18 protein-coding genes are annotated in these 20,993 nt (G+C 55.6%); 6 read left to right on the top strand and 12 right to left on the bottom strand.

Features of this window, described 5'->3' with window-relative positions:
* Positions 1-143: 143 nt before the first annotated feature.
* The 11 genes from ENH71_RS01220 to ENH71_RS01170 all read right to left on the bottom strand — a co-directional run bounded on the left by ENH71_RS01220 (position 144) and on the right by ENH71_RS01170 (position 13,558).
* On the bottom strand, positions 144-1,103 hold the full coding sequence (locus ENH71_RS01220; RefSeq protein ID WP_294133714.1) for a TolB family protein: 960 nt from the start codon (positions 1,101-1,103) through the stop codon (positions 144-146).
* Between the two features lie 52 nt (positions 1,104-1,155).
* A complete protein-coding gene (locus ENH71_RS01215) occupies positions 1,156-1,842 on the bottom strand; it encodes a zinc metallopeptidase (RefSeq protein WP_294133711.1) in 687 nt (228 codons plus the stop codon).
* A gap of 2 nt (positions 1,843-1,844) precedes the next feature.
* Positions 1,845-2,990: an acyl-CoA dehydrogenase family protein gene (locus ENH71_RS01210; RefSeq protein WP_294133708.1), complete on the bottom strand. Its 1,146-nt coding sequence runs from the start codon at positions 2,988-2,990 to the stop codon at positions 1,845-1,847.
* A 4-nt stretch (positions 2,991-2,994) separates the two neighbouring features.
* Positions 2,995-4,293, bottom strand: coding sequence for an acyl-CoA dehydrogenase family protein (locus tag ENH71_RS01205; RefSeq protein ID WP_294133705.1), 1,299 nt, complete (start codon positions 4,291-4,293; stop codon positions 2,995-2,997).
* Between the two features lie 141 nt (positions 4,294-4,434).
* On the bottom strand, positions 4,435-5,322 hold the full coding sequence (locus tag ENH71_RS01200) for a DMT family transporter (protein ID WP_294133702.1): 888 nt from the start codon (positions 5,320-5,322) through the stop codon (positions 4,435-4,437).
* A gap of 288 nt (positions 5,323-5,610) precedes the next feature.
* Complete coding sequence (locus ENH71_RS01195; protein ID WP_294133700.1) at positions 5,611-5,793, bottom strand: hypothetical protein; 183 nt, start codon at positions 5,791-5,793, stop codon at positions 5,611-5,613.
* 286 nt (positions 5,794-6,079) lie between these two features.
* Entirely contained in the window at positions 6,080-7,345 is a 1,266-nt protein-coding gene (locus ENH71_RS01190; protein ID WP_294133697.1) for a serine hydrolase domain-containing protein, read from the bottom strand.
* Positions 7,346-7,442: 97 nt separating this feature from the next.
* A complete protein-coding gene (locus ENH71_RS01185) occupies positions 7,443-8,942 on the bottom strand; it encodes a GGDEF domain-containing protein (protein WP_294133693.1) in 1,500 nt (499 codons plus the stop codon).
* 124 nt (positions 8,943-9,066) lie between these two features.
* The gene (locus ENH71_RS01180) at positions 9,067-10,104 is read right to left on the bottom strand and encodes an alcohol dehydrogenase (RefSeq protein ID WP_294133692.1); all 1,038 of its coding nucleotides are present in this window, start codon (positions 10,102-10,104) and stop codon (positions 9,067-9,069) included.
* A 26-nt stretch (positions 10,105-10,130) separates the two neighbouring features.
* Entirely contained in the window at positions 10,131-12,236 is a 2,106-nt protein-coding gene (locus tag ENH71_RS01175) for a 3-hydroxyacyl-CoA dehydrogenase NAD-binding domain-containing protein (RefSeq protein ID WP_294133689.1), read from the bottom strand.
* Between the two features lie 107 nt (positions 12,237-12,343).
* Entirely contained in the window at positions 12,344-13,558 is a 1,215-nt protein-coding gene (locus ENH71_RS01170) for a 3-oxoadipyl-CoA thiolase (RefSeq protein WP_294133686.1), read from the bottom strand.
* A 161-nt stretch (positions 13,559-13,719) separates the two neighbouring features.
* Here ENH71_RS01170 and ENH71_RS01165 point away from each other — a divergent pair, with 161 nt between their 5' ends.
* From ENH71_RS01165 to ENH71_RS01140, 6 genes are all read left to right on the top strand, one after another.
* Positions 13,720-14,868 carry an acyl-CoA dehydrogenase family protein gene (locus ENH71_RS01165; protein ID WP_294133684.1) on the top strand — a complete coding sequence of 383 codons (1,149 nt, stop codon included), beginning with the start codon at positions 13,720-13,722 and terminating at the stop codon, positions 14,866-14,868.
* A gap of 494 nt (positions 14,869-15,362) precedes the next feature.
* Positions 15,363-15,851 carry an adenosylmethionine decarboxylase gene (gene speD, locus ENH71_RS01160; RefSeq protein WP_294133681.1) on the top strand — a complete coding sequence of 163 codons (489 nt, stop codon included), beginning with the start codon at positions 15,363-15,365 and terminating at the stop codon, positions 15,849-15,851.
* A 100-nt stretch (positions 15,852-15,951) separates the two neighbouring features.
* On the top strand, positions 15,952-16,818 hold the full coding sequence (gene speE / locus ENH71_RS01155; protein ID WP_294133679.1) for a polyamine aminopropyltransferase: 867 nt from the start codon (positions 15,952-15,954) through the stop codon (positions 16,816-16,818).
* Positions 16,819-16,912: 94 nt separating this feature from the next.
* Entirely contained in the window at positions 16,913-17,824 is a 912-nt protein-coding gene (locus tag ENH71_RS01150; protein ID WP_294133677.1) for a universal stress protein, read from the top strand.
* A gap of 11 nt (positions 17,825-17,835) precedes the next feature.
* Positions 17,836-18,582, top strand: a complete 747-nt coding sequence (locus ENH71_RS01145; protein WP_294133674.1) for an endonuclease/exonuclease/phosphatase family protein — start codon at positions 17,836-17,838, stop codon at positions 18,580-18,582.
* An 89-nt stretch (positions 18,583-18,671) separates the two neighbouring features.
* A complete protein-coding gene (locus tag ENH71_RS01140; RefSeq protein WP_294133669.1) occupies positions 18,672-20,093 on the top strand; it encodes a phospholipase D-like domain-containing protein in 1,422 nt (473 codons plus the stop codon).
* Here ENH71_RS01140 and ENH71_RS01135 read toward each other — a convergent pair.
* A complete protein-coding gene (locus tag ENH71_RS01135) occupies positions 20,053-20,973 on the bottom strand; it encodes a universal stress protein (RefSeq protein WP_294133667.1) in 921 nt (306 codons plus the stop codon). The genes ENH71_RS01140 and ENH71_RS01135 overlap by 41 nt on opposite strands.
* Positions 20,974-20,993: the final 20 nt, after the last annotated feature.

Below are 20,993 nucleotides of genomic sequence, written 5' to 3'. Positions count from 1 at the left end.
GAGTTTTCGATGTGGAGATAAGCCGCTTATTGCATGTCGCTAACGACAGTTAAGGCTGCTGATGCAGCGAACAGAAGGGGGTGGTTCTTTTCGCACAGCGAAAAGTAACGCACCCCCTTCTTCTTGGACTGCAGTGACACAACTCATCTGCCCTGTTCGATATTGGCCTTATGGGTCCAGAAAATATCGATATTGCCCAAGCTGTTGTCTTGTCGGGTGGAAAACCATGTAATGGAGTCGCCGCCCGGTGGTAACGCCGGGCACATGTCTGCTGCATCGGTATTGACCAGTGGCCCCAGATTGTAAGCAGTATCCCATTCATTGTCGCCCAGTTGCATGGCGCCCCATATATCCATGCCACCATAACCCCCCGCTCTGGCCGAACTGAAGTAGACCATGCCACTTTTGTCCTGGCTGAAGTGAAACTCTTCTGCCGCAGTATTGATACTGGGACCTTGATTGACCGGCTCCAGCCAGCCACCATTACCATCAGGTTTCGAACACCAGATATCCGAGCCACCATATCCCCCGGCCCGGCGCGACGCAAAGCACAATGTTTCTCCGTCCTGAAGAATGGCGGGACAATGCTCATCACCCTCATTGGTGCTGACCGGGTAACCCACCAACGCCGGCTCAGACCATTCGCCATTGACTTTGCGCGTGACAAACACGTCATTATTATTGCGTGGCGAGGTCGTGGCCAACCGGTCTGATTTGAAATAAATAGTGTTGCCGTCTGCCGTTATCCAGGGCTCGCGGTCATCGCCCAGACGCAGCGGATCAACATTGGTGGCAGGCGCCGCATTTATTGGCAACCCCATATTCACCGGGGTATTCCAGCTACCGGTGTCGGCATTGAAGGTGGCGATATACAGATCCTTGGGGTCACCCGGTGCGACGGCCATGTCTTCCCGCGCGCTGCAATATACCATGGTGCCATCATCGGCAAATGACAACTCACCTTCCGCCCACATGGTATTGATGGGAGCGCCAAAATTATGCACGGCAAGATCTACCCAGCTTTGTCCGGAAGACTGAGCCGCTGCGGTGAACGACAGCACCAACAGAGCAAGACATAGCAGGCTACGGCGAAAATAGTTCATGGTCTGTTCCTTTTGCGTTATTGTGACTTATGGTCTTGGGCAGGTACGCCGCTCAGCGCCGCAGAATCATCAACCAGCGGCCGATATTGAGAATATTCGCCAGCGCACCGGCAAAATAGGTCAAGGCGGCGGCCTTGAGAACTTTCTGTATACCATGGCGCTGATCAGGTGAGATGTACTCGCCATCTACCAGAATGGGCATTGCCTTATTGAAGCTCGCATCCCACTCTTCCGGGAGCACAATCAGGTACGCCAAGGCCCCCAGCAACTGAAAAAGCACGCTGAGCCCGATAACAACACCGATGGCAACCGGTGAGCGCAGCACCAACCCCGCCACCGGTACTGACACCATCAGGGCTACACCGATCTTGCTGAACCTGGCCGCTGTCGGCATATATTTTTTGCGCAATTCAAAAATGGCTTCCCTGCGATGATATTGGATGGCGTGACCGACCTCATGAGCTGCGACCGCGACTGCGGTTATCGACTTTCCGTTATAATTACTCGGACTCAGCCTGACCGCTTGTGCGGCCGGGTCAAAATGGTCCCGGCCTTCCTCTGTGGTTTCAACAATAATGCCATCCAGCTTGAAGCGTGACACCAGATGCTCGGCCAGTTCACCGCCGGTACCCGCCAGGGTCGGGTCTTCGCGGTGATGCTTTTTCATAACATACTGAACCCACATTTGCGGAAAAAACGCCAGTACCGCCAACAACAGGCCAAGCACCAACAGGATCATGGTCAGAAGCCACGCAAGCTGGCATAACGGTCACGATGAAATGCGGCATCCCCGAGGGTTTGTTGAGCCACCCTGGCGCGTTTCAGGAAGAAACCGATATCAAACTCGTCGGTCATGCCGATGCCACCATGCATCTGCACACCTTCATTGGTGACCAGCATATAGATCTCGGACAGCTTGGCTTTGCACATGCTGGCCAGCGCCGGGATGTCCTCTGCCTCTTCACCCCGATCCAGCTCGTAGAGGGCTTTGAGCACCAGTGATTTGCACAACTCGATTTCCGAATACATGATAGCAGCACGATGCTGCAGAGCCTGAAAGGCGCCGATGGGCACACCAAACTGCGTGCGCTGCTTCATGTATTCCACCGTGCGCTCGAACACTTCCTGGACACCACCCAGCATTTCTGCCGCCAGCCCGATGCGACCAATATCCAGTGTGCGTGATAACGCCGCCCAGCCTTTATTTTCCTGGCCCAGCAGCGCCTCTTCGGGAACTTCGACATCTACCAGGCTGATGTTGCCGGCATTACGGCTGTCCACCATGTTCAGTCTCTGCACCTCGACACCCTGACTGGCGGCATCAACCGTAAACAGGCTGATACCGTGTTGATGTCCGCTCTCGCCTTCGGTCCGGGCCACCACGATAAATTGATCAGCAACGTGGGCATCCAGCACAAAGTCCTTGTTGCCATTGAGAATATAGCCCGATCCGGTTTTCACTGCTTTCAACTCAATGTGCAGTGGATTGTGAATCGCAGTCTCCTCCAGCGCCAGCGCCACGACACTGTCACCCCGGGCGATGCCGGGCAGCAATTCCAGCTTCTGCTCTTCATTGCCAGCCAGGTTGATCAGCGTTGCACTCAACAGCACAGTGGATACCAGCGGTGTCGGCACCAGGGTGCGCCCGGTTTCTTCCAATACCAGACCCAATCCGGAATAACCAAATCCAAAACCCTCATAGGCTTCGGGAATGGCCATGCCCGCCCAGCCCAGTTCAACCATGGACTGCCACACTTCGGCGGAATAACCATCCGGGTGTTTACTGTCGCGTAAATGCCGAAGTACGGCAACCGGCGCCTGCTCGCGGCAAAAATCCCGAGCCGATTGCTGCAGCATTGTTTGATCTTCATTCAATACCAATGACATAGGTTCAGGACTCCGTTGCGGTTTTTTCGGCTGCGCTGTTTTGACCAGTTGCGCCTTGCTTGCCAGCCGTGTTGCCAACCATGGCGGTCATGTCCGGCAAACCCAGTACACGCTTGGCTATGACGTTCAATTGCACTTCATAGGTGCCACCCTCAATCGAGTTGCCTTTTGAGCGTAGCCACTGCCGTGCAACCGCCAGCTCCTGCTGGGAAAAGTCGCTATCATCCTCGGTCAGTGACTCCCAGCCCAACGCCTGTGTCCCTGCCGCCTGCAATGCCAGTTCGTACCTGCGCTTGTTGAGTTCACAACCATAATTTTTCAGCACAGATGATGTGGCATTTGGCCCCTTGCTTTGTTTCGCTTCCTGCGCCGAGCGCTGCGAGGTCAGCGTAAAGGCTTCACTGTCGATCCTGAACTGCGCAATCTGGTCGCGCAGCACAGGGTCCGACAACTCCACCACATCGCCGCGATACAACATGGCCGTCTCCGCCAGACTGTCGGCCAGCCCACCACGATTGTTGCGGCCGCTGCTCAGGCCAAAGCCGGAGATCATGGTGCGCTCGTGTTGCAACAGGCGTTTGGCAATGGTCCAGCCATCGTTAAGGCGACCCACCAGATTGCTAACCGGCACCCGAACATCATCGAAAAAGGTTTCACAAAAAACCGAGTTACCGCTGATCAGCTTGATGGGCTTGGTGCTGACGCCGGAGCTGGCCATATCAAACAGAATAAAGCTGATACCGCTGTGTTTGGGGGCCTCGAAATCAGTGCGCACCAGGCAAAAAATCCAGTCCGCCTGGTCTGCATATGAAGTCCAGATCTTGGATCCATTGATGATGTAGTCATCGCCCTGCAGAATTGCCTTGGTACCCAGACCTGCCAGGTCTGAGCCGGCACCCGGCTCACTGTAACCCTGACACCAGCGGATTTCACCGCGGACGATTTTCGGGATGTGCTCCAGCTTCTGCTCATGGGTTGCCATCTCCAGCAACACCGGTCCCAGCATGCTGATACCAAAGCTCACCAGAGGTGGTCGCGCAGCGATACGTTGCATTTCTTCCGCCAGCACCAGGCTGTGCGCCTTGTCCAGGCCACCACCGCCGTACTCCTGCGGCCAGGTTGGTGTCGTCCAGCCTTTGTCGGCCATGCGTTCCAGCCAGAGCTTGCTGTCCGGGTTCCTGAATACCGCATTACGCCCACCCCAGACTACCTCGTCCTCGGGCATGGGTGTACGCATTGAGGCCGGACAGTTGTCCTCCAGCCAGGCGCGGGTTTCCGCGCGAAATGCTTCCAGATCGTGCAAGACACACCTCCGTTTTCGTTTCATAGATCAGTTGAGACCATCCTGAAGTCTAACAAGCGTTATACCGAAACACTATGAAAAAACAGGGGTTAAATCAACGAAATCTATAGCTGACGGGAGACATATACCTGAACGTGATAATCAACGCATCAAACCCAACAATCGTGGCAGTCGCCCGTCAATAAACATAAGGCCGACAAAAATCACCACCATGCCCAGCACATGCGACGGCAATATCACCTCACCCAGAAACACCAGGCCCAGGATGATCGCCGATACCGGCGCTATCAGGGTAGTAGTTGAGAAATTGGTTGCACCTACCAGAGGCAACAAACGATACATGACCTGGAAGGTGAACGCCGTGGAAATCAGCCCGATCGCCAGTGCCGCCATCCATGTTGCCGGTAACACCATACGAGGCACACCCTCTGCCAGCAACGCCACGGGCAGCGAAGCCACTGCCGCCCCGGTCAGCGCAATCGAGGTCAGTGCGGTAGGCTCCACCTTCTGGAAGCTGCGGGCAACGTTCAGCGCCAGCGCATAACACAGCGTCGCCAGCAGACAGGCAGCAATGGCCCACAGCCGGGTATCCCCGCCGGCCTGCAACGCCGGTGACGCCAGAATGGCGACGCCGGTAAACCCGGCAATCACCCCGATCGTCTTGGTCCAGGTAATACGCTCGCCATTGACCCAGAATTGCGATACCAGCACCGTCATGATGGGCGTCAACGCATTGATAATGGCAGCCACACCACTGGCCAGATCAGCCTGCGCCATCGGAAACAGCGCGAACGGGATGGCGTAGTTCAACACCCCCAGCAAACCAAGCTTCAGCCACAGCCCCGGATCCCTGGGGATCGGCTTGCGCATGGCAAACAGGAACAGCCAGCAGCCCAGTGCGCCAATGCTCACCCGCAGCGCAGTAACCCACAATGGACCGAGCTCACGGATCAACAAGGCATTAAAAATAAAGGATCCTCCCCAGACCGCTCCCAGGAATAGAATCCAGAACCACTCACGCAAGGTCATATCGCCGATCTCTATTACGCAGAAAACGGCGCATTATGCGCTTGAATGGGCTGTGTTACAAAGCACCAACCATCCGGACGCCTCAACCGTCGTTTTTTTTATGAATCCAGCAATACTCTATGCAGGTTCCCGCAACAACGAATAACAGCAAAGGAATCAGCGGCACACCCGCTGCATACGCAGCGACTGCCACTATGCCTACCAATATTGTCCCAACCAACTTAAACCTCCTGGATATTGATTTCCAGGCGGCAGAGTATCGCCTCAGCCGCCCGCAAACCATGACCTCTAGCTGTTGTCGTTGATGTAAGATCCAGCACCATAGACCGCGGTCGCCAATCCAACTCTTGCGACAACTGCTCCGGTCAATGTCGTCGCGGTGAACTGTGAATAAACTGCTGCAGCCAATCCGATAAATGGCGCTATGCCGCCACTCACCTGGCCAATTTCCTGCTCATTTAATTCAACCATAACCAAACTCCTTTTGGTGTTAGCTGTTGTGATTTACGGCGCTGGAATTCTCTCCTGAGAAATTGTGGAACGCCTCAGTGAATGTATAGTCAATTAATGAAAGAGATGCAGGAATTTTCCTGACCGGAGCAGGCAGGCTTTTGTATTGCCCCGTTCCTCAACCACCCTATGAGGGCAGGCAGTGGCAGGGTGTTTGCGTCGAGGAACAATCAGGCGCGCAGCGCCGTTCCGAGACCCAAACACCCTGCCACTGCCCGTGAACAAGGAGGCTAAAAAAACCGCAGTATTAATCCACGATCGCCTGATTTACCACATTGTGAAAACCCTCACGTATGCGGATATGCGAATAGGGCCGGATCTGCGTCAATACTATCGCGACCAGTTCTTCAGCCGGATCAATCCAGAACAAGGTCCCGAACGCACCGCCCCACGAGACCGATCCCTCGGAATCGGATGTATGTGCTTCCGCTCGATCCAGCACTACGGAATACCCCAGACCAAAGCCCATGCCCGGGCCGCTCAGCCATAAGGGCAGATCACCCGTATGGTTGGCGAATATCAGCTCCACCGTTTTTGGCCCCAGCAGGCGCACACCATCCAGCTCGCCGCCGTTCAGCATCATCTGCTGGAAACGGATGTAGTCATGTGCTGTAGACACCAGGCCACCTGCACCTGAGAAGAACGTCGTCGGTTCGGCCACATACCGGCTGTTGGCGTCACCCACCTCGGTCAGCATCATGCGATTGTTGTCGTCAGGATTCGGGCCGTACAGCGTCGCGAAACGGTCGACCTTGTGTTCCGGCAGATAAAAATAGGTGTCGCGCATTTGCAGGGGTTCAAAAATGCGCTGATGAAAAAATGTATCTAAATCCAGACCAGATATCACTTCTACCAGACGACCCACCACGCTGGTCGCGGCCGAATACTCCCAGCGCGTGCCCGGCTCGTAACGCAGCGGCAACGTGGCCAGCCGCTCAGTCCAGGTCGCCAGGTCTTCATCACCCCGCACGCGTGATACCTCAGAGTAGCGGGCAACATCGCCACGGTAACTGTTCATCAAACCGGCGGTGTGCGTCAGGATATGGGTAAAACTGATGGGTGTTTGTGCCGGCTCCAGGCGCGTACTGCCATCAGCGTTTTCGACCTCGATCATCATGTTACTGAATTCCGGCAACCAGTCCGAGATCGGGTCATCGAGCTGGAACCAGCCTTCTTCGTACAACATCATCAGTGCCACTGATGCGATCGGCTTGGTCATCGACGCCATGCGGAATATGGTATCCGTCGTCATTTCCTGACCGCGTCCGACATCTTTCATGCCTTGCGCCCTGAAGTGCACGACCTTGCCCTGCCGCGCCACCAAGGTCACTGTGCCGGCAACCATCTCATCGTCAATATAGCGCTGCATGAAGTCATCAATACGTGACAGACGCTGTGCTGACATACCGACACTTTCCGGACTTGCCATTGGCAACCCGGACGCGGGGGTATCAGCTGACGCGGAAAACGACAGACTGAGCAGAATCGGGATCAGGTATTTTTTCGTTATCATAAGGCAGGTCCCCATTAATTATTATTGCTTGAGCAATCAGTATACACGAATGCGACCGTGCCTCTGAGCGCGACACATATGCGCACAAACATCGCTTTCAGGTCAAAGCCGACGAGTGAATAATCCCGTTATCAGTCAACCGGACACAATTTCGACCGCTGTGCTTGGCCGCATAAAGTGCCTTGTCGGCAGCGTGCACCAACTCATCGAGATGTTGCACGCCATCCCATTCCGCCGCGCCCAGGCTGACTGTCACCCGCACGACTTCCTCCTTGTACTGGACCTCAAGGTCGGCAATGGTCTGGCGAATGCGTTCAGCAATACCGGCAGCCTCATTCAGGTCTGCGCCCGGCAACAGAACCAGAAACTCCTCGCCGCCATAGCGGCAAAACAGGTCCAGTGGTCTCAGCACCGATATTACCGGGGCGATAATGTCACGCAACACCTGATCCCCGGCATCGTGCCCCAGAACATCATTAATCTTTTTGAAATGATCCAGATCAAACATGATGGCGGACACCGGTGATTGCTCGCGTTTCATCTGTTGCAGGATGCGCTCACCGTTTTCATCAAAGGCGCGGCGGTTGGCAATGCCGGTCAGAAAATCTGTCGACACCAGCGAGCGCAGCCATTCATTGGTCGCATTGAGCTCTGCGTTGGCCTGCGCCAGAGACGAGGTTCGCTCCTGAATTCGTTTTTCCAGCCCGGCATTCTGTTGGCGAATTTCAGCCAGCAAGACCGACAGCCCGACCGATACAATGGCCACAATCGCCAGGAACTCCTGAACTGCCCAAACGGCCTCCTGGGGACTGCTGCTACCAATGGGGTAGACTTCATTCACCAGATATCTGATCGCCAGTGTCGCGATCACTACCAGTGTCGTGACGGTGACCAGCACCCCAAAACGGATGGCGGCCCAGATGCCCAACGGCAGAATCACGATAGGCGTCAGATTAAAGTCAAAAGCGTCACCGCTCCAGTCTCGAAACGCGACGGGAGCCACCAGCAGCAGCGCTCCCCACAAAGTCCCGAGCTCCAGCAATCGCCAGGGCCTGAAGGCGGGCATCCCGCGACCCATGAACCGCCACAAGGCCACCAGTAATGGCGTCATCAGCAACAGCCCGAGCGCATCTCCGAACCACCACAGACGCCATAACGACCAGTAGCCGCTGATGTCCTGGCCCAGCCAGACATAAACCCAGGCTCCCAACAAACCTGCAAGACAGGACGCCAACACCGGGCCGAACACAAGAAATCGAGTCGCGCTGGCGACCCGGTCAAAATCAAACTCGCCCGCTGTGCTTCGGCGAATCAGCCATGCCGCCAGCGTCACCTCAAAGATATTGATCAGACCGAATGCCAGTGAAGCGCTGACAGGCGTAAACGACAACCCCACCAACACTTCGGCACCAAGCGTCATCAAGGCCATCAACGGCCATTGACGCGGGGGAAAAATGAGGAATGCGGCCAGCAGCACCGCGTTGGCTGGCCACAACACCGATATACCGACATCAACGACGGTATAGGTTGCCCCCAACGTGGCAAAAATATAGTAGCCAATGCCGACAAGAAGCGCACGGGCAATGAGATAAATCATGATGGATCGCTGCGGCCTGAATGGTGATCTAGTCTTCAGGATATCAGGCAACAAGCCTGAAATCAGCTGAATTGACTGTTTTTGCTCATTTCGCCGGCACTGCGAAATGAGCAAAACACGGTTGTCAACCTCTCAGTACCACGCGCCCCTGGACCTGCCCGGCCTTCAGATCAGCCAGGGCCTGACTGGCCTGATCCAGCGGGCGTTCTTCGATCCTGATCGGCGCAATCTTGCCTGCCCGAACCAGTGTCATCAGCTCACCCATCTCCTGCAGACTGCCGACGTAAGTACCCTGAATAATACGGGCATTCATCGGGATAAAGGGCAGCGGAATATTCAGAGCACCGCCATAAAGACCCACAATGATGATCTTGCCGCCTTTGCGCAGACAGCCCAGACCATAATTGACCGAAGCCTCAGCACCGACAAAATCGATCGCGGCAAACGCGCCACCGCCCGTCAGTTTCTTGATCTCTTTCACCGTGGCTCTGTCACCTGAGTTAAAGACGGCCTTGGCACCCAGTGCCCTGGCGGCTTCAAGCTTGCTGTCATCAATATCCACAACGATGGGCTTGATGCCTTGTGCCAACGCGACCTGAAGCGCCATCATGCCAACACCACCGGCGCCGATCAGCACGACTTCATCGCCGTCGGTCAATTCACCCACCTTTTTCAGGGCGCTGTAAGCAGTCAGGCCGGAGCAGGCATAAGTCGATGCCAGCGAGTCGTCGACACTGCCTTTGTCAAACAGGTAACGTGGATGCGGCACCACCACGTGATCCGCGAAACCGCCCTGTGCGACCGTGCCCAGACCGCGACCCGGCGTGCACAGGTGCTCCTCACCACGACGGCAGGAAGCACAGTCGCCACAGCCAATCCAGGGATACACAACACGGCGATCTCCCACCGCGACACCCTGCGCATCAGGGCCGACAGCAACCACTTCGCCGAAGATTTCGTGACCCAGTACCAGTCCGGGACGGCCAACTTCCAGCTTCTTGTCGTTGCCCAGATTAAATTCACCATCGTGCAGGTGGATATCGGAGTGACAAACGCCACAGGCGACCATCTTTACCAGCACTTCGGTGCCTGCCGGGGTCGGTGTTGCCGTCTCTATCCGCTCCAGCGGCGCGCCAGGCGCCGCAGTTTGATAAGCAATCATGCTTGTTCCCCTTGTGCGTTGTCTCTTTACGAGTTCTCTTTGGCCCAGTCGGCAAAGGTTTTTTCTTCGCTGGCCAGTTTGACCAGCAATGGTGCCGGCTTCCAGTAGTCTTCACCCAGAGTTCGGGCAAATTCATTGATGCGCGCCACCACGTTTTTCAGACCCACCTCATCGGCGTAGAACATGGGGCCGCCTTTGGCAGCGGGGAATCCATAACCGTACAGATACACCACGTCGATATCACCCGGACGCTGAGCGATGCCTTCATCCAGAATCAGAGCGCCTTCATTGATCAACGGGAAGAACAGGCGATCGACAATTTCCTGCTTGCTGATTTCACGCTGCTCGATACCCAGCTCCTTGGCTTTCTCACGAATCAGGGCTTCCACTTCCGGGTCATTCTGACGCGCCCGGGTGGCCGCATCATATTTGTAGTACCCGGCACCTGTCTTTTGCCCCATGCGACCCATCTCCACCAGCGCGGTGGCAATACAATGCGTTTTCGGGTCATGCTCAACATCGGTACGTGCCTGGCGCGCCTTGTATCCGATATCCAGGCCAGCCAGATCACCCACTGCCAGCGGGCCCATGGCCATGCCGAATTCTTCGGCCGCCGAATCGACCTGCTCCGGGGTCGCGCCATCGAGCAGCAACATGTGTGCCTGACGACCGTAGCCCTGCAACATGCGGTTGCCGATAAAGCCGTAACAGACGCGTGACAGCGCACAGACCTTGCCGATTTTCTTGCCGATCTGCATGACTGTGGCCAGCACATCGTCCGCGGTCTTGTCAGCGCGCACAACTTCAAGCAACTTCATCACATTGGCCGGGCTGAAGAAGTGCATGCCGACAACATCCTGCGGGCGCTTGGTCGCTTCAGCGATCAGATTCACATCCTGGTAAGAAGTATTGGACGCCAGAATCGCGCCCGGCTTGCAGGCCGCGTCCAGCTTGGTAAATACTTCTTTCTTGATATCCGGATTTTCAAACACGGCCTCAATGGCCAGATCCACATCGCCCAGGTCAGCATAGTCAGTAGTGCCACTGATCAACGCCATGCGCTTGTCCATGTCCTGCTCCGACATGCGACCTTTCTGCACAGTGATGGTGTAGTTTTTGCGGATGATGCCCAGACCGCGCTCCAGCGCTTCATCATTGATCTCAACCATGATCACCGGAATACCAGCGTTGGCAAAACACATGGCAATACCACCACCCATGGTGCCGCCACCGATGATGGCGACCTTTTTGATATCGCGCACCGGCGTGTCCTTCGGCAGTCCCTTGATCTTCGTCGCTTCACGCTCAGCAAAGAAGGCATGACGCATGGCTCGGGACTGTGGCGAAGTAACCAGCTCGGTAAACAGCTCCCGCTCAACCGCCAGACCTTCGTCCATGGACTTGTAGACCGCTGCTTCGACGCAGGACACGATTCTGTCCTGGGCAATCTGACCACGGGCGCGCTTGGCCAACGCCTTGCGGTAGCCGTCGAAAAAGCCCGGCTCAATGCTGGCAGGGTCGATCGTTATGTCGCGCACACGCTTCAGAGGCGCGCCAGACTCAACCAGATCCTGCGCATAGGCCACAGCCGCCGCTTTCAGATCATCGCCACTTAACACTTCGTCAATCAGCCCCATATCGCTGGCCTTGGCTGCTGCAATCGGGTCACCCCTGGTAATCATGTCCAGCGCCGCCTTGACACCCGCAATGCGTGGCACGCGCTGGGTGCCGCCGGCGCCAGGCAACAAGCCCAGCTTCACTTCGGGCAGGCCTACTTTCGCCGACGGTACAGCACATCGGTAGTGGCAGCTCAGTGCGGTTTCAAACCCGCCACCCAGCGCGGTGCCGTGAATGGCAGCGACCACCAGCTTGGAAGAGTTTTCCAGCGCAGTCAGTACATCAGGCAGCGACGGGTCCTTCGGTGGCTTGCCGAATTCAGTGATATCGGCACCTGCAATGAATGTGCGACCTTCGCACATCAACACCAACGCATCGGTGTCATCTTTCTGTGCATTTTGCACGGCAGTCAGAATCCCTTCGCGGACTGCTTGAGACAAAGCGTTGACGGGCGGGCTGTCAACTTTGATGACACCAATATTTTTGACGATTTCGTAACTGACGACACTGGACATGAGTGAATCCTTTACATGATTTTCAGAAAATTTAGTTTCCCGGAACTCAGCATTTATTGGCAATCGTATAACTAAACACTGATTCCGGAATTAAAGTAAAAAGTTGTTCAGTCAAGGCGCTCAATGACGGCAGCAACACCCTGGCCAATACCGATACACAAGCTGACCATTGCATAACGGCCACCGGTTCGCTCGAGCTCACGCAACGTTGTCAGCGCAATGCGGGCGCCTGACGCACCCAGCGGATGGCCCACAGCGATGGCACCGCCGTTGGGGTTAACGCGCGGATCATTAAAGTCCACTTCCAGCATTTTCAGACAGCCCAGGACCTGGGTCGCAAATGCTTCGTTGATTTCAATGATATCCATATCGGACAGTTTCAACCCTGCGCGATCCAACGCTTTGCGCGCAGCAAACACCGGTCCCAGACCCATCACCCGGGGCTCTACGCCAGCAACGGCACCGGCGATAATACGGCCACGCGGTTTGACACCATACTTCTCACCCATCGCGGCATTGCCGATAATCAATGCGGCGGCGCCGTCATTGATACCGGAGGCGTTACCCGCAGTAACCACGCCACCCTCAAACAGCGGTCGCAGCCCTGCAAGCACTTGCGCAGTGGAGTCGGCGCGCGGATGCTCATCGGCATCCACAACTCGCGGCGGCTTCTTGCGGCCCTGCGGCACTTCTACCGGTATTATTTCGTCTTTGAAGAACCCGGCCACGCGGGCAGCTTCGTACTTCGCCTGAGAAGCCGCGGCAAATGCATCACTGTCTTCCCGGCTGATGCCCAGGTCGCTGGCGATATTGTCCGCCGTCTGCGGCATGGTGTCATCACCAAACCCTTTGGAAATCAACGGATTGGTAAATCTCGCCCCCAAAGTACTGTCAGCTATCTGCTGGCCGCGATCAAACGCGGACTGGGCCTTGGACAGAATCAGCGGCGCGCGGCTCATGGACTCGACCCCACCGGCAACAAACAGGCCGCCTTCACCGGCTTTCACACCCCGACTGGCGTCCAGCACTGCGGCCAGGCCGGAACCACACAAACGATTGACAGTCAGACCAGCGACCGAGGTCGGCATACCTGCCAGCAACGCAGCAAAACGGCCCACGTTGCGACAATCCTCGCCGGCCTGATTGGTATTGCCCATGATGACATCCTCATAGGCCTCCGGGCTGAACACATTTCGTCCAACAACCGTTCTGATCACATGAGCGAGCAAATCATCAGGGCGCAAGGGCGACAAGGCACCCCCGTGACGACCAAATGCGGTGCGGCCACCATCATAAATAAAGGCTTCGTGTAATTGACTCATAGGACTGTTCTCTTGTTCCCCATAGCATGCAAAATAAGCAGGGCCGCAATGGTAGCACAAGCAAACATACCGTGGAATTCGACTCGGGACAGGCAATCGCGTTATTATGACGAGCTTTCGTTCTATAGAATTATTGGCAACGTTTACGGCAGAGGCTAAGCATGATACGAGACCAGGAAACGCTTAATCAACTCATTGATATTGTTGACCGTTTTGTTCGCGAGAGGTTGGTTCCCGCTGAGCAGCAGGTGGCAGAAGAATACAAGGTTCCTGACGACATTATTCAGGAAATGAAAGAACTTGGCCTGTTCGGCATGACGATTCCGGAAGAGTACGGCGGCCTGGGCCTGACCATGGAAGAAGAGATTCATGTTGCCATGGCACTGGGTCGCACATCACCCGCCTTCCGCTCGATTCTGGGCACCAATAACGGTATCGGTTCAGCCGCTGTGGTATTTGATGGCACCGAAGAACAGAAACAGAAATTTCTGCCCAAGTATGCCAGTGGCGAGTGGGTAGGCTGCTTCTGCCTGACCGAACCGGATGTGGGCTCCGATGCCGCCGCGCTGAAAACAACAGCCGTGCGCGACGGTGATCATTACATCATCAACGGTACCAAGCGCTACATTACCAATGGCCCGGTTGCCGACACCTTCAATGTGATGGCGCGGACCAATCCAGAAATCAAAGGCGCTCGCGGCATCTCTGCCTTTATTGTGGAAAAAGGTACACCGGGCATAACCCTGGGCGCCATCGACAAGAAAATGGGTCAGGCCGGCTCACTGACCTGTGACGTCATCTTTGAAGATTGCCGTGTGCCCGCCGCCAACCTGATTGGCGAAGAAGGCCAGGGCTTCATCACCGCGATGAAAGTACTCGACCGCGGACGTCTGCACATTGCCGGCTTCAGCGTTGGTATCGCTGAGCGCCTGATTGACGATGCGCTGCATTATGCCATCGAACGTAAGCAGTTCGGCAAAGCGATCGCTGAACATCAGCTCATCCAGGCCATGCTGGCCGACTCCAAAACCGAAAGCTACGCCGCCAAGTGTATGGTGCTGGATGCCGCCCGTATGCGTGACGAAAGCAAAAACATCAGCACCGAATCGGCCGCCTGTAAACTGTTCGCCACCGAAATGGTTGGCCGGGTCGCGGACCGTGCCGTGCAGATCCACGGCGGCGCCGGTTACATCTCTGAATATGCCGTTGAGCGTTTCTACCGCGACGTGCGACTGTTCCGTCTCTATGAGGGCACCAGTCAGATCCAGCAGATCATCATCGCCCGCAACATGATCAAGGACGCTTCCTGATACTCAGACCCGCAGCCAGCCTCCAGGCACTTGCCTCAATCGAGGATTTCGGGAGTAGTGGGACAGCGAGCGACGCTTGCGGAGGAGCGTCACGCTGATTCCGGAAGCCGGCTGCCACTGATCCTTACCTGGTTTTAAGGGGACGGCAGATATAGATGCGGTTTTAGAAACCGCGCTGCGGGAGCGCGTAAAGGGGACGGAGGATATAAGCGCGGCTTTGAAGACCGCCCTGCGTGAAAATATCCTCCGTCCCCTTTCCGAGCAAAATCAGCGCAGGAACGGCAAAAAAACGCAAAATTCACTTGTATTTCAGCCAAAAATCCATAAACTGCGTTCCCTCTGTCACTTCTCGAAATTAAAACTTCGAGCAGTTCGACCGTCATTGATAAATTTACCACGCATGGTGTGGAGGCTTATAGCCCGACGCATACTGTTTAGTCGCAGCAAAACGCAGGTTTATAAGTTCACCGCCATCTTTTTTTGGGGCCCGGATTATGAGCACAATCTCCTCCATTAAAGAGTCTCTCAAACCAACCGACACCAGCGCGAACGAGAGTGAATGGCCTACTTTCACCGGTGCGCCCGCGGACGATGCGAAAGATCACTTTATTCACCGCAATGGACTGGAATTTGCCGGTACGCATTTGCTGATAGACTTCTGGGGCGCTGAGAATCTGACCGACCTCGACACCATGGAAAAAGCCTTCCGCGACTGCGTTGATCACTGCGGCGCCACCCTGCTGCACATTCACATGCATCACTTTACCCCCAACGGCGGCATTTCCGGCGTTGCGGTACTGGCCGAATCACACATCAGTGTGCATACCTGGCCGGAGCGTGGTTATGCCGCATTCGATATCTTTATGTGCGGCGATGCGCAACCGGAAAAGGCGGTTCCTATTCTTAAGGAAGCCTTCCACCCGACGCGCGTAACCGTTGGCGAACAACTTCGCGGTTTGACCCAGCCGGCAACCGAAGAGTAAAGCAGGCCGTCAACACTGCCTGCGTGCCACCCGGCGCGCAGGCACCTCCAGCCCCACCCCTTTCGTCGCAGTACCGCCTTGTCGCCACAGGAGACGCCGGATGTCAGCTCGTCATTGGACAGAAACACTTTATTCGGGCTATGGCCAGTCTTTCACTGTCGACGAAGTCCTGTTTGAACACAAAACCGACCATCAACACCTGATGATTTTCAACAACCGTCAATTTGGTCGCGTCATGGCGCTCGACGGTATCGTCCAGACCACCGAGCGTGACGAGTTCATCTACCACGAGATGCTGACTCACGTGCCGCTGATGGCGCATGGCAACGCCACCCGCGTACTTATTATCGGTGGAGGCGATGGCGGCATTCTGCGTGAAGTCTGCCGGCACCAATCGGTTGCACATGTCACCCAGGTTGAAATCGACCAGGCTGTCATCGACATGGCGCGTGAGTACCTGCCCGCCCACAGCGACGGGGCTTACGACGACCCGCGCGCCAATATCGTCATCGGCGACGGCTTCGATTTTGTGCAAACCACCGATCAGCGTTTTGACGTTATCATCTCCGACTCCACTGATCCGCAAGGGCCCGGCGAAATTCTGTTCACCAAGGATTTTTACGCAGGATGCCAGCGCTGCCTCAATCCCGGTGGCATTCTGGTGACACAGAACGGTGTCGTATTCATGCAAACAGACGAAGTCACCAACACCGCAGGTCGTCTCAATCGCCTGTACCGGGACTGGCACTTCTATGGCGCGGCCGTACCGACCTACGTTGGCGGCATCATGACCTTTGCCTGGGCCAGCGACGAACCTTCTCTGCGCCGCACCGACCTGGCAACGCTACAAAAACGCTGGCAGGCCAGCGCTATCCACAGTCGCTACTACACCCCCGAGCTGCATCACGCCGCCTTTGCCCTGCCACAGTATGTGCTGGACAAACTGGCCCCGCTGAAACACGCCTGACGCCCGCACCAAATCTGCGCGACTTGACAAGCAGAGGGTTGTTTACCCAATATGAGTCGCTGATATGGCGGACCTGGGTGGGGCAAGCAAGATTGTGAAAAACCTGAAAAAACTATTGGTCATTGTCGACCCCGACATCGACAGTGACTTTGTCATTGAAAGAGCCATTCTGCTGGCTTTCTATGGTAAATCGCGCGTCCTGTTGCTGATGAACAAGGCCAATGTACTGCCGCAACCCAGCGACGTGACACCAGGGCTGGCGTCACGGTTCTTTCGCACCCAGAAACAGCTTTTCACCGAACACTATCAATCCCGTCTGACGGCGCTAAAAGCCCGGTTTGAAGCGCAGGGCATTGAAACGGAAACCTATTTTAGCACCGACAAAAATGGCGCTGACGTCATCCTGGGCAAAATACGCGAATTCGAGCCCGACATGACGCTGAAAAGCGTGCAAAAACAGTCAGCACTGTCGCGCATACTGATCACCAACACCGACTGGAAGCTGGTTAAAAGCTGTCCCTCGCCATTGCTGTTAGTGAAGGCCCGGCCCTGGGCCGAAGACGGCGCCATCATGGCCTCTGTTGATCCATTGCACAGCAAGGCGGAACAAAACCAGCTTGATCATTTGCTGCTTGATACCACGGTCACGCTGGCGAAGTCATTGCAACTCAATGCCCGGGTATTCCATTGCTACTTTCCCGACCTGAGCGCCATGTTTCCCAAGGTGGTTGATGCCGAAGACTATGTCCGGGAAGTACGGACCATCCACTGGGGTCGGGTCCACTCACTCATTACTGCGCACGGCCTGACAGACGACCAGGTAACCATGACCCGCGGCGATCTGATCAAGACCCTGCTGCAAACCATTCGCAAGGACCGCGCTAACGTGCTGGTGCTTGGCGCGCTGTCACGCAATGTCGTCGAGAACGCCATCATTGGCAGCACGGCAGAAAAAATCCTCTACGATACCCCTTGCGATGTTTTAATCATGAAACACAACAGGTAACCCCTCCAACCATGTCCGGAACGCATTTGAAAATCCTGACGCTGAACATTCACAAAGGATTTGCGATGGGCCCCCGTCGCCTGGTTCTGTCACACATACGCGAACAGCTGCGCGCCAGCAAGGCGGACCTGGTGTTCCTGCAGGAGGTTGTGGGCGACAACCAGAGACATCGCAAAAAAGTGCACCACTGGCCCGCCGAAACCCAACTTGAATTCCTCGCCGACACTGTGTGGACACATCATGCCTATGGCAAGAACGCCATTTACCAGCACGGCCATCATGGCAACGCCATTCTCAGCGAGAGCCCGTTCCTTAGCTGGGACAATATTGACGCATCGTTCGTTAACTTTTCACATCGTGGTTTTCTGCATGGTGTCATCGCCAACGATATACACCTGATCTGCATTCATTTTGGTTTGTTCGAAAAAGAACGGCGCCTGCAAACTCTGCGGCTGATTGAACACGTCAAGCGATGCATTCCGGCCGATGCCCGCCTGGTCATCGCCGGGGATTTCAATGACTGGCGACAGATTACGCATCGTGCACTGGTAGCCAGCCTCGGCGTTTGTGAAGCGCATGAAGCGACTCACGGCACCTGTGCTAAAACCTTCCCGGCATTCCTGCCGGTTTTGCCCATGGACAGGATTTATCTGCGTGGCTTTGATGTGCATGCCTGCACCACGTTGTCAGGCAATCACTGGCGCGAGTTCTCCGATCATTGTGCCATGATCACAGATATCAGTTTCAGCGCCCCGTGAATCCGGGCCTCCAGCTACAAGTCTTAAACTACAGGTCTTAAACTACAGGTCTTTAACCAACGGTCCTGAAATCAGGAGCAAGAACGATCATGAACGACACTCAGGTCTGGGTCTGGCTGCTACCTCTCGTTTTACTGGCCATAGGATTGGTCACCGCAGGTCATGCACTGCTTCATAAACGTGATCCCAAAGCCGCCTTTGGCTGGATTGCCCTGTGTATCATTCTGCCCCTGGCAGGCCCTGTGCTGTACTACCTGTTTGGCATCAATCGGGTTCGTACCCGTGCCCAAAAGGACTACGACAGCAAACTTAACCGGGACTCCCTGACCACTATCTGTGATCCTCCCGGCACGTCATACCGCCCGCTGTCCACGGTCGGGGAGTCGTTGACACAAAAAGGGCTCAGCGCCTGTACCGAGCTTGAACTACTGGAGAACGGCGAACAGCTCTACCCTGCCATGGTGCAGGCCATAAACGCAGCACAGCACCGGATACTGCTTGCATCGTATATATTTGACCATAACACCAGCGGCCTGCAGCTCGCCGATGCGCTGGCAGCCGCTGTCAGTCGCGGTGTCGAGGTCAAGGTCATTGTCGACGGGCTGGGCGAAATGATGAGCTTCCCGCGCCGCATAGGCCGCGCGCTGAAATCACGCAACATTGAGTTCACCAGATTCAACCCGCTAACACTGATTCCACCGTCGCTGAATATCAATTTGCGCAGCCACCGCAAATTACTGATTATTGATGGCGTGCTGGCATTCACCGGTGGCCAGAATATCGGCGATCGCCACCTGGCTGAGCGTGCAGACAATCCGAACCGGGTGCTGGACATGCATTTTCGTCTGCAGGGCAAGATTGTTGACGACCTGGAGTGGGCTTTCTGGAAAGACTGGTACTACTGTACAAACACAAAACCCGTGCAAGCGTTCACGGGAAGCAACGTCAACGCCGCGGACGCGCAAATCTGGAGCCGGCTGATTCTGGACGGCCCGAACAAACACATCGACAAACTCAACAACCTGATGCTGGGCGTCATTTCTGCAGCCAGATCCCGGGTGTTTATCATGACCCCATATTTCCTGCCCACATTCGACATCATCGGTGCCTTGATCGCGGCACACCTGCGAGGTGTCAACATCCAGATTCTGCTGCCGGGTCACAACAACATAGCGGCGGCGCACTGGGCCATGCAAAATACCATACGACAGTTACTCGAGGCCGGCCTGGACATTCGTTATCAGCCCGCACCGTTTGTCCACAGCAAACTGTTTCTGGTTGATGATTGTTATACCCTGATCGGCTCGGCCAATATCGATCCGCGCAGCCTGCGGCTGAATTACGAACTGGGCGTGGAATTATTCTCGACAGAGGTTAATGCCCGTGTCGGCGCCTATTACGCTCAAAAAGCACAACAGGCAACCCGCATCAAACACCAGGACCTTATCAACCGCAGTTTACCCACGCGACTCAGAGATTCTCTGGCCTGGCTTTTTTCACCGTATCTGTAAAGCCGGCAGGTTTGACCACCAGTACATCCTGATCAACCCGGTCCAACAGCTTTTCCGCCGTACTGCCGACAAAGAACCGGTCAAGCGCAGAGCGCGACACTGCCCCCATGACCAACACACTGGCTTGCTGCTGCTTCAGATAGGCAGGCAATGCCTGCGTGACTATTTCGTCACTGATGCAAAGCGCATCTTCAGGCAATGAAAAGGCAGCCAGCAGGCCCGCCGTTTTCTCCCGGTACAGCGCCTTGTCCACAACCAGCGGATAGACGCCGGATACCGGCGCCTGATAGCAGGAATGGAACAAGCGCACGTCGCCGCCGGTAAGTTTCGCCAGCGAATGCGCAACATCGGTCAGCTGGTGGTCAAGATCCGCCGGTTTGTCATTGCTGTGAACCGGATCAACAGCCGCCACCAATAGCGGATGTTCCGGCCAGGCGAGGTCTTTGACCAGCAATAATGGACATGGGCAGTAGCGTAACAATTGCCAGTCCTGATGGGAGAGCAGCAGGCGTGCGATTTTTTCGTGATGACGCGTACTTTGAATCAACAGGTCAGGCTTGCTGGACAGCACTTTTTCAATCAACTTCTGATACGATGGGTTACCCCAAAGCGCATCCACCGTGACCGCAAAACCCTGCTGTCTGATTACCTTCGCCATGTCTTCCAGCAACAGTCGGTTGCGCTCGACGTGTTCCTGGCGCAACAGGCGGGCCTGCGGCGGGTCGAAGTAAAAACCATCGTCCAGATAGGCATTGTGGTCACAAATCACCAACTCCAGACTGGCACCACTAACCCGCGCCAGACGAATGGCTTTATCCAGCGCGAGCTGATCGTCCTGCTCCGGTTCGATGACAACCAGAATTTTACTGAGCCTGAACATGTTAGCCTCCGGCATGGATT

Origin of the sequence: Pseudohongiella sp. (genome assembly GCF_011050365.1) — a bacterium.
Taxonomy (GTDB): domain Bacteria; phylum Pseudomonadota; class Gammaproteobacteria; order Pseudomonadales; family Pseudohongiellaceae; genus Pseudohongiella.
This window is presented reverse-complemented; position numbering and strand designations above follow the sequence as displayed.

Excerpts from the sequence above, each read along its gene's own strand:
- ENH71_RS01200 (WP_294133702.1), bottom strand. The coding sequence starts at position 5,322 with ATGACCTTGCGTGAGTGGTTCTGGATTCTATTCCTGGGAGCGGTCTGG.
- ENH71_RS01170 (WP_294133686.1), bottom strand. The coding sequence starts at position 13,558 with ATGAGTCAATTACACGAAGCCTTTATTTATGATGGTGGCCGCACCGCA.
- speE (WP_294133679.1), top strand. The coding sequence starts at position 15,952 with ATGTCAGCTCGTCATTGGACAGAAACACTTTATTCGGGCTATGGCCAG.
- ENH71_RS01220 (WP_294133714.1), bottom strand. The coding sequence starts at position 1,103 with ATGAACTATTTTCGCCGTAGCCTGCTATGTCTTGCTCTGTTGGTGCTG.
- ENH71_RS01190 (WP_294133697.1), bottom strand. The coding sequence starts at position 7,345 with ATGATAACGAAAAAATACCTGATCCCGATTCTGCTCAGTCTGTCGTTT.
- speD (WP_294133681.1), top strand. The coding sequence starts at position 15,363 with ATGAGCACAATCTCCTCCATTAAAGAGTCTCTCAAACCAACCGACACC.
- ENH71_RS01165 (WP_294133684.1), top strand. The coding sequence starts at position 13,720 with ATGATACGAGACCAGGAAACGCTTAATCAACTCATTGATATTGTTGAC.
- ENH71_RS01180 (WP_294133692.1), bottom strand. The coding sequence starts at position 10,104 with ATGATTGCTTATCAAACTGCGGCGCCTGGCGCGCCGCTGGAGCGGATA.
- ENH71_RS01140 (WP_294133669.1), top strand. The coding sequence starts at position 18,672 with ATGAACGACACTCAGGTCTGGGTCTGGCTGCTACCTCTCGTTTTACTG.
- ENH71_RS01175 (WP_294133689.1), bottom strand. The coding sequence starts at position 12,236 with ATGTCCAGTGTCGTCAGTTACGAAATCGTCAAAAATATTGGTGTCATC.
- ENH71_RS01185 (WP_294133693.1), bottom strand. The coding sequence starts at position 8,942 with ATGATTTATCTCATTGCCCGTGCGCTTCTTGTCGGCATTGGCTACTAT.
- ENH71_RS01145 (WP_294133674.1), top strand. The coding sequence starts at position 17,836 with ATGTCCGGAACGCATTTGAAAATCCTGACGCTGAACATTCACAAAGGA.
- ENH71_RS01135 (WP_294133667.1), bottom strand. The coding sequence starts at position 20,973 with ATGTTCAGGCTCAGTAAAATTCTGGTTGTCATCGAACCGGAGCAGGAC.
- ENH71_RS01215 (WP_294133711.1), bottom strand. The coding sequence starts at position 1,842 with ATGATCCTGTTGGTGCTTGGCCTGTTGTTGGCGGTACTGGCGTTTTTT.
- ENH71_RS01195 (WP_294133700.1), bottom strand. The coding sequence starts at position 5,793 with ATGGTTGAATTAAATGAGCAGGAAATTGGCCAGGTGAGTGGCGGCATA.
- ENH71_RS01210 (WP_294133708.1), bottom strand. The coding sequence starts at position 2,990 with ATGTCATTGGTATTGAATGAAGATCAAACAATGCTGCAGCAATCGGCT.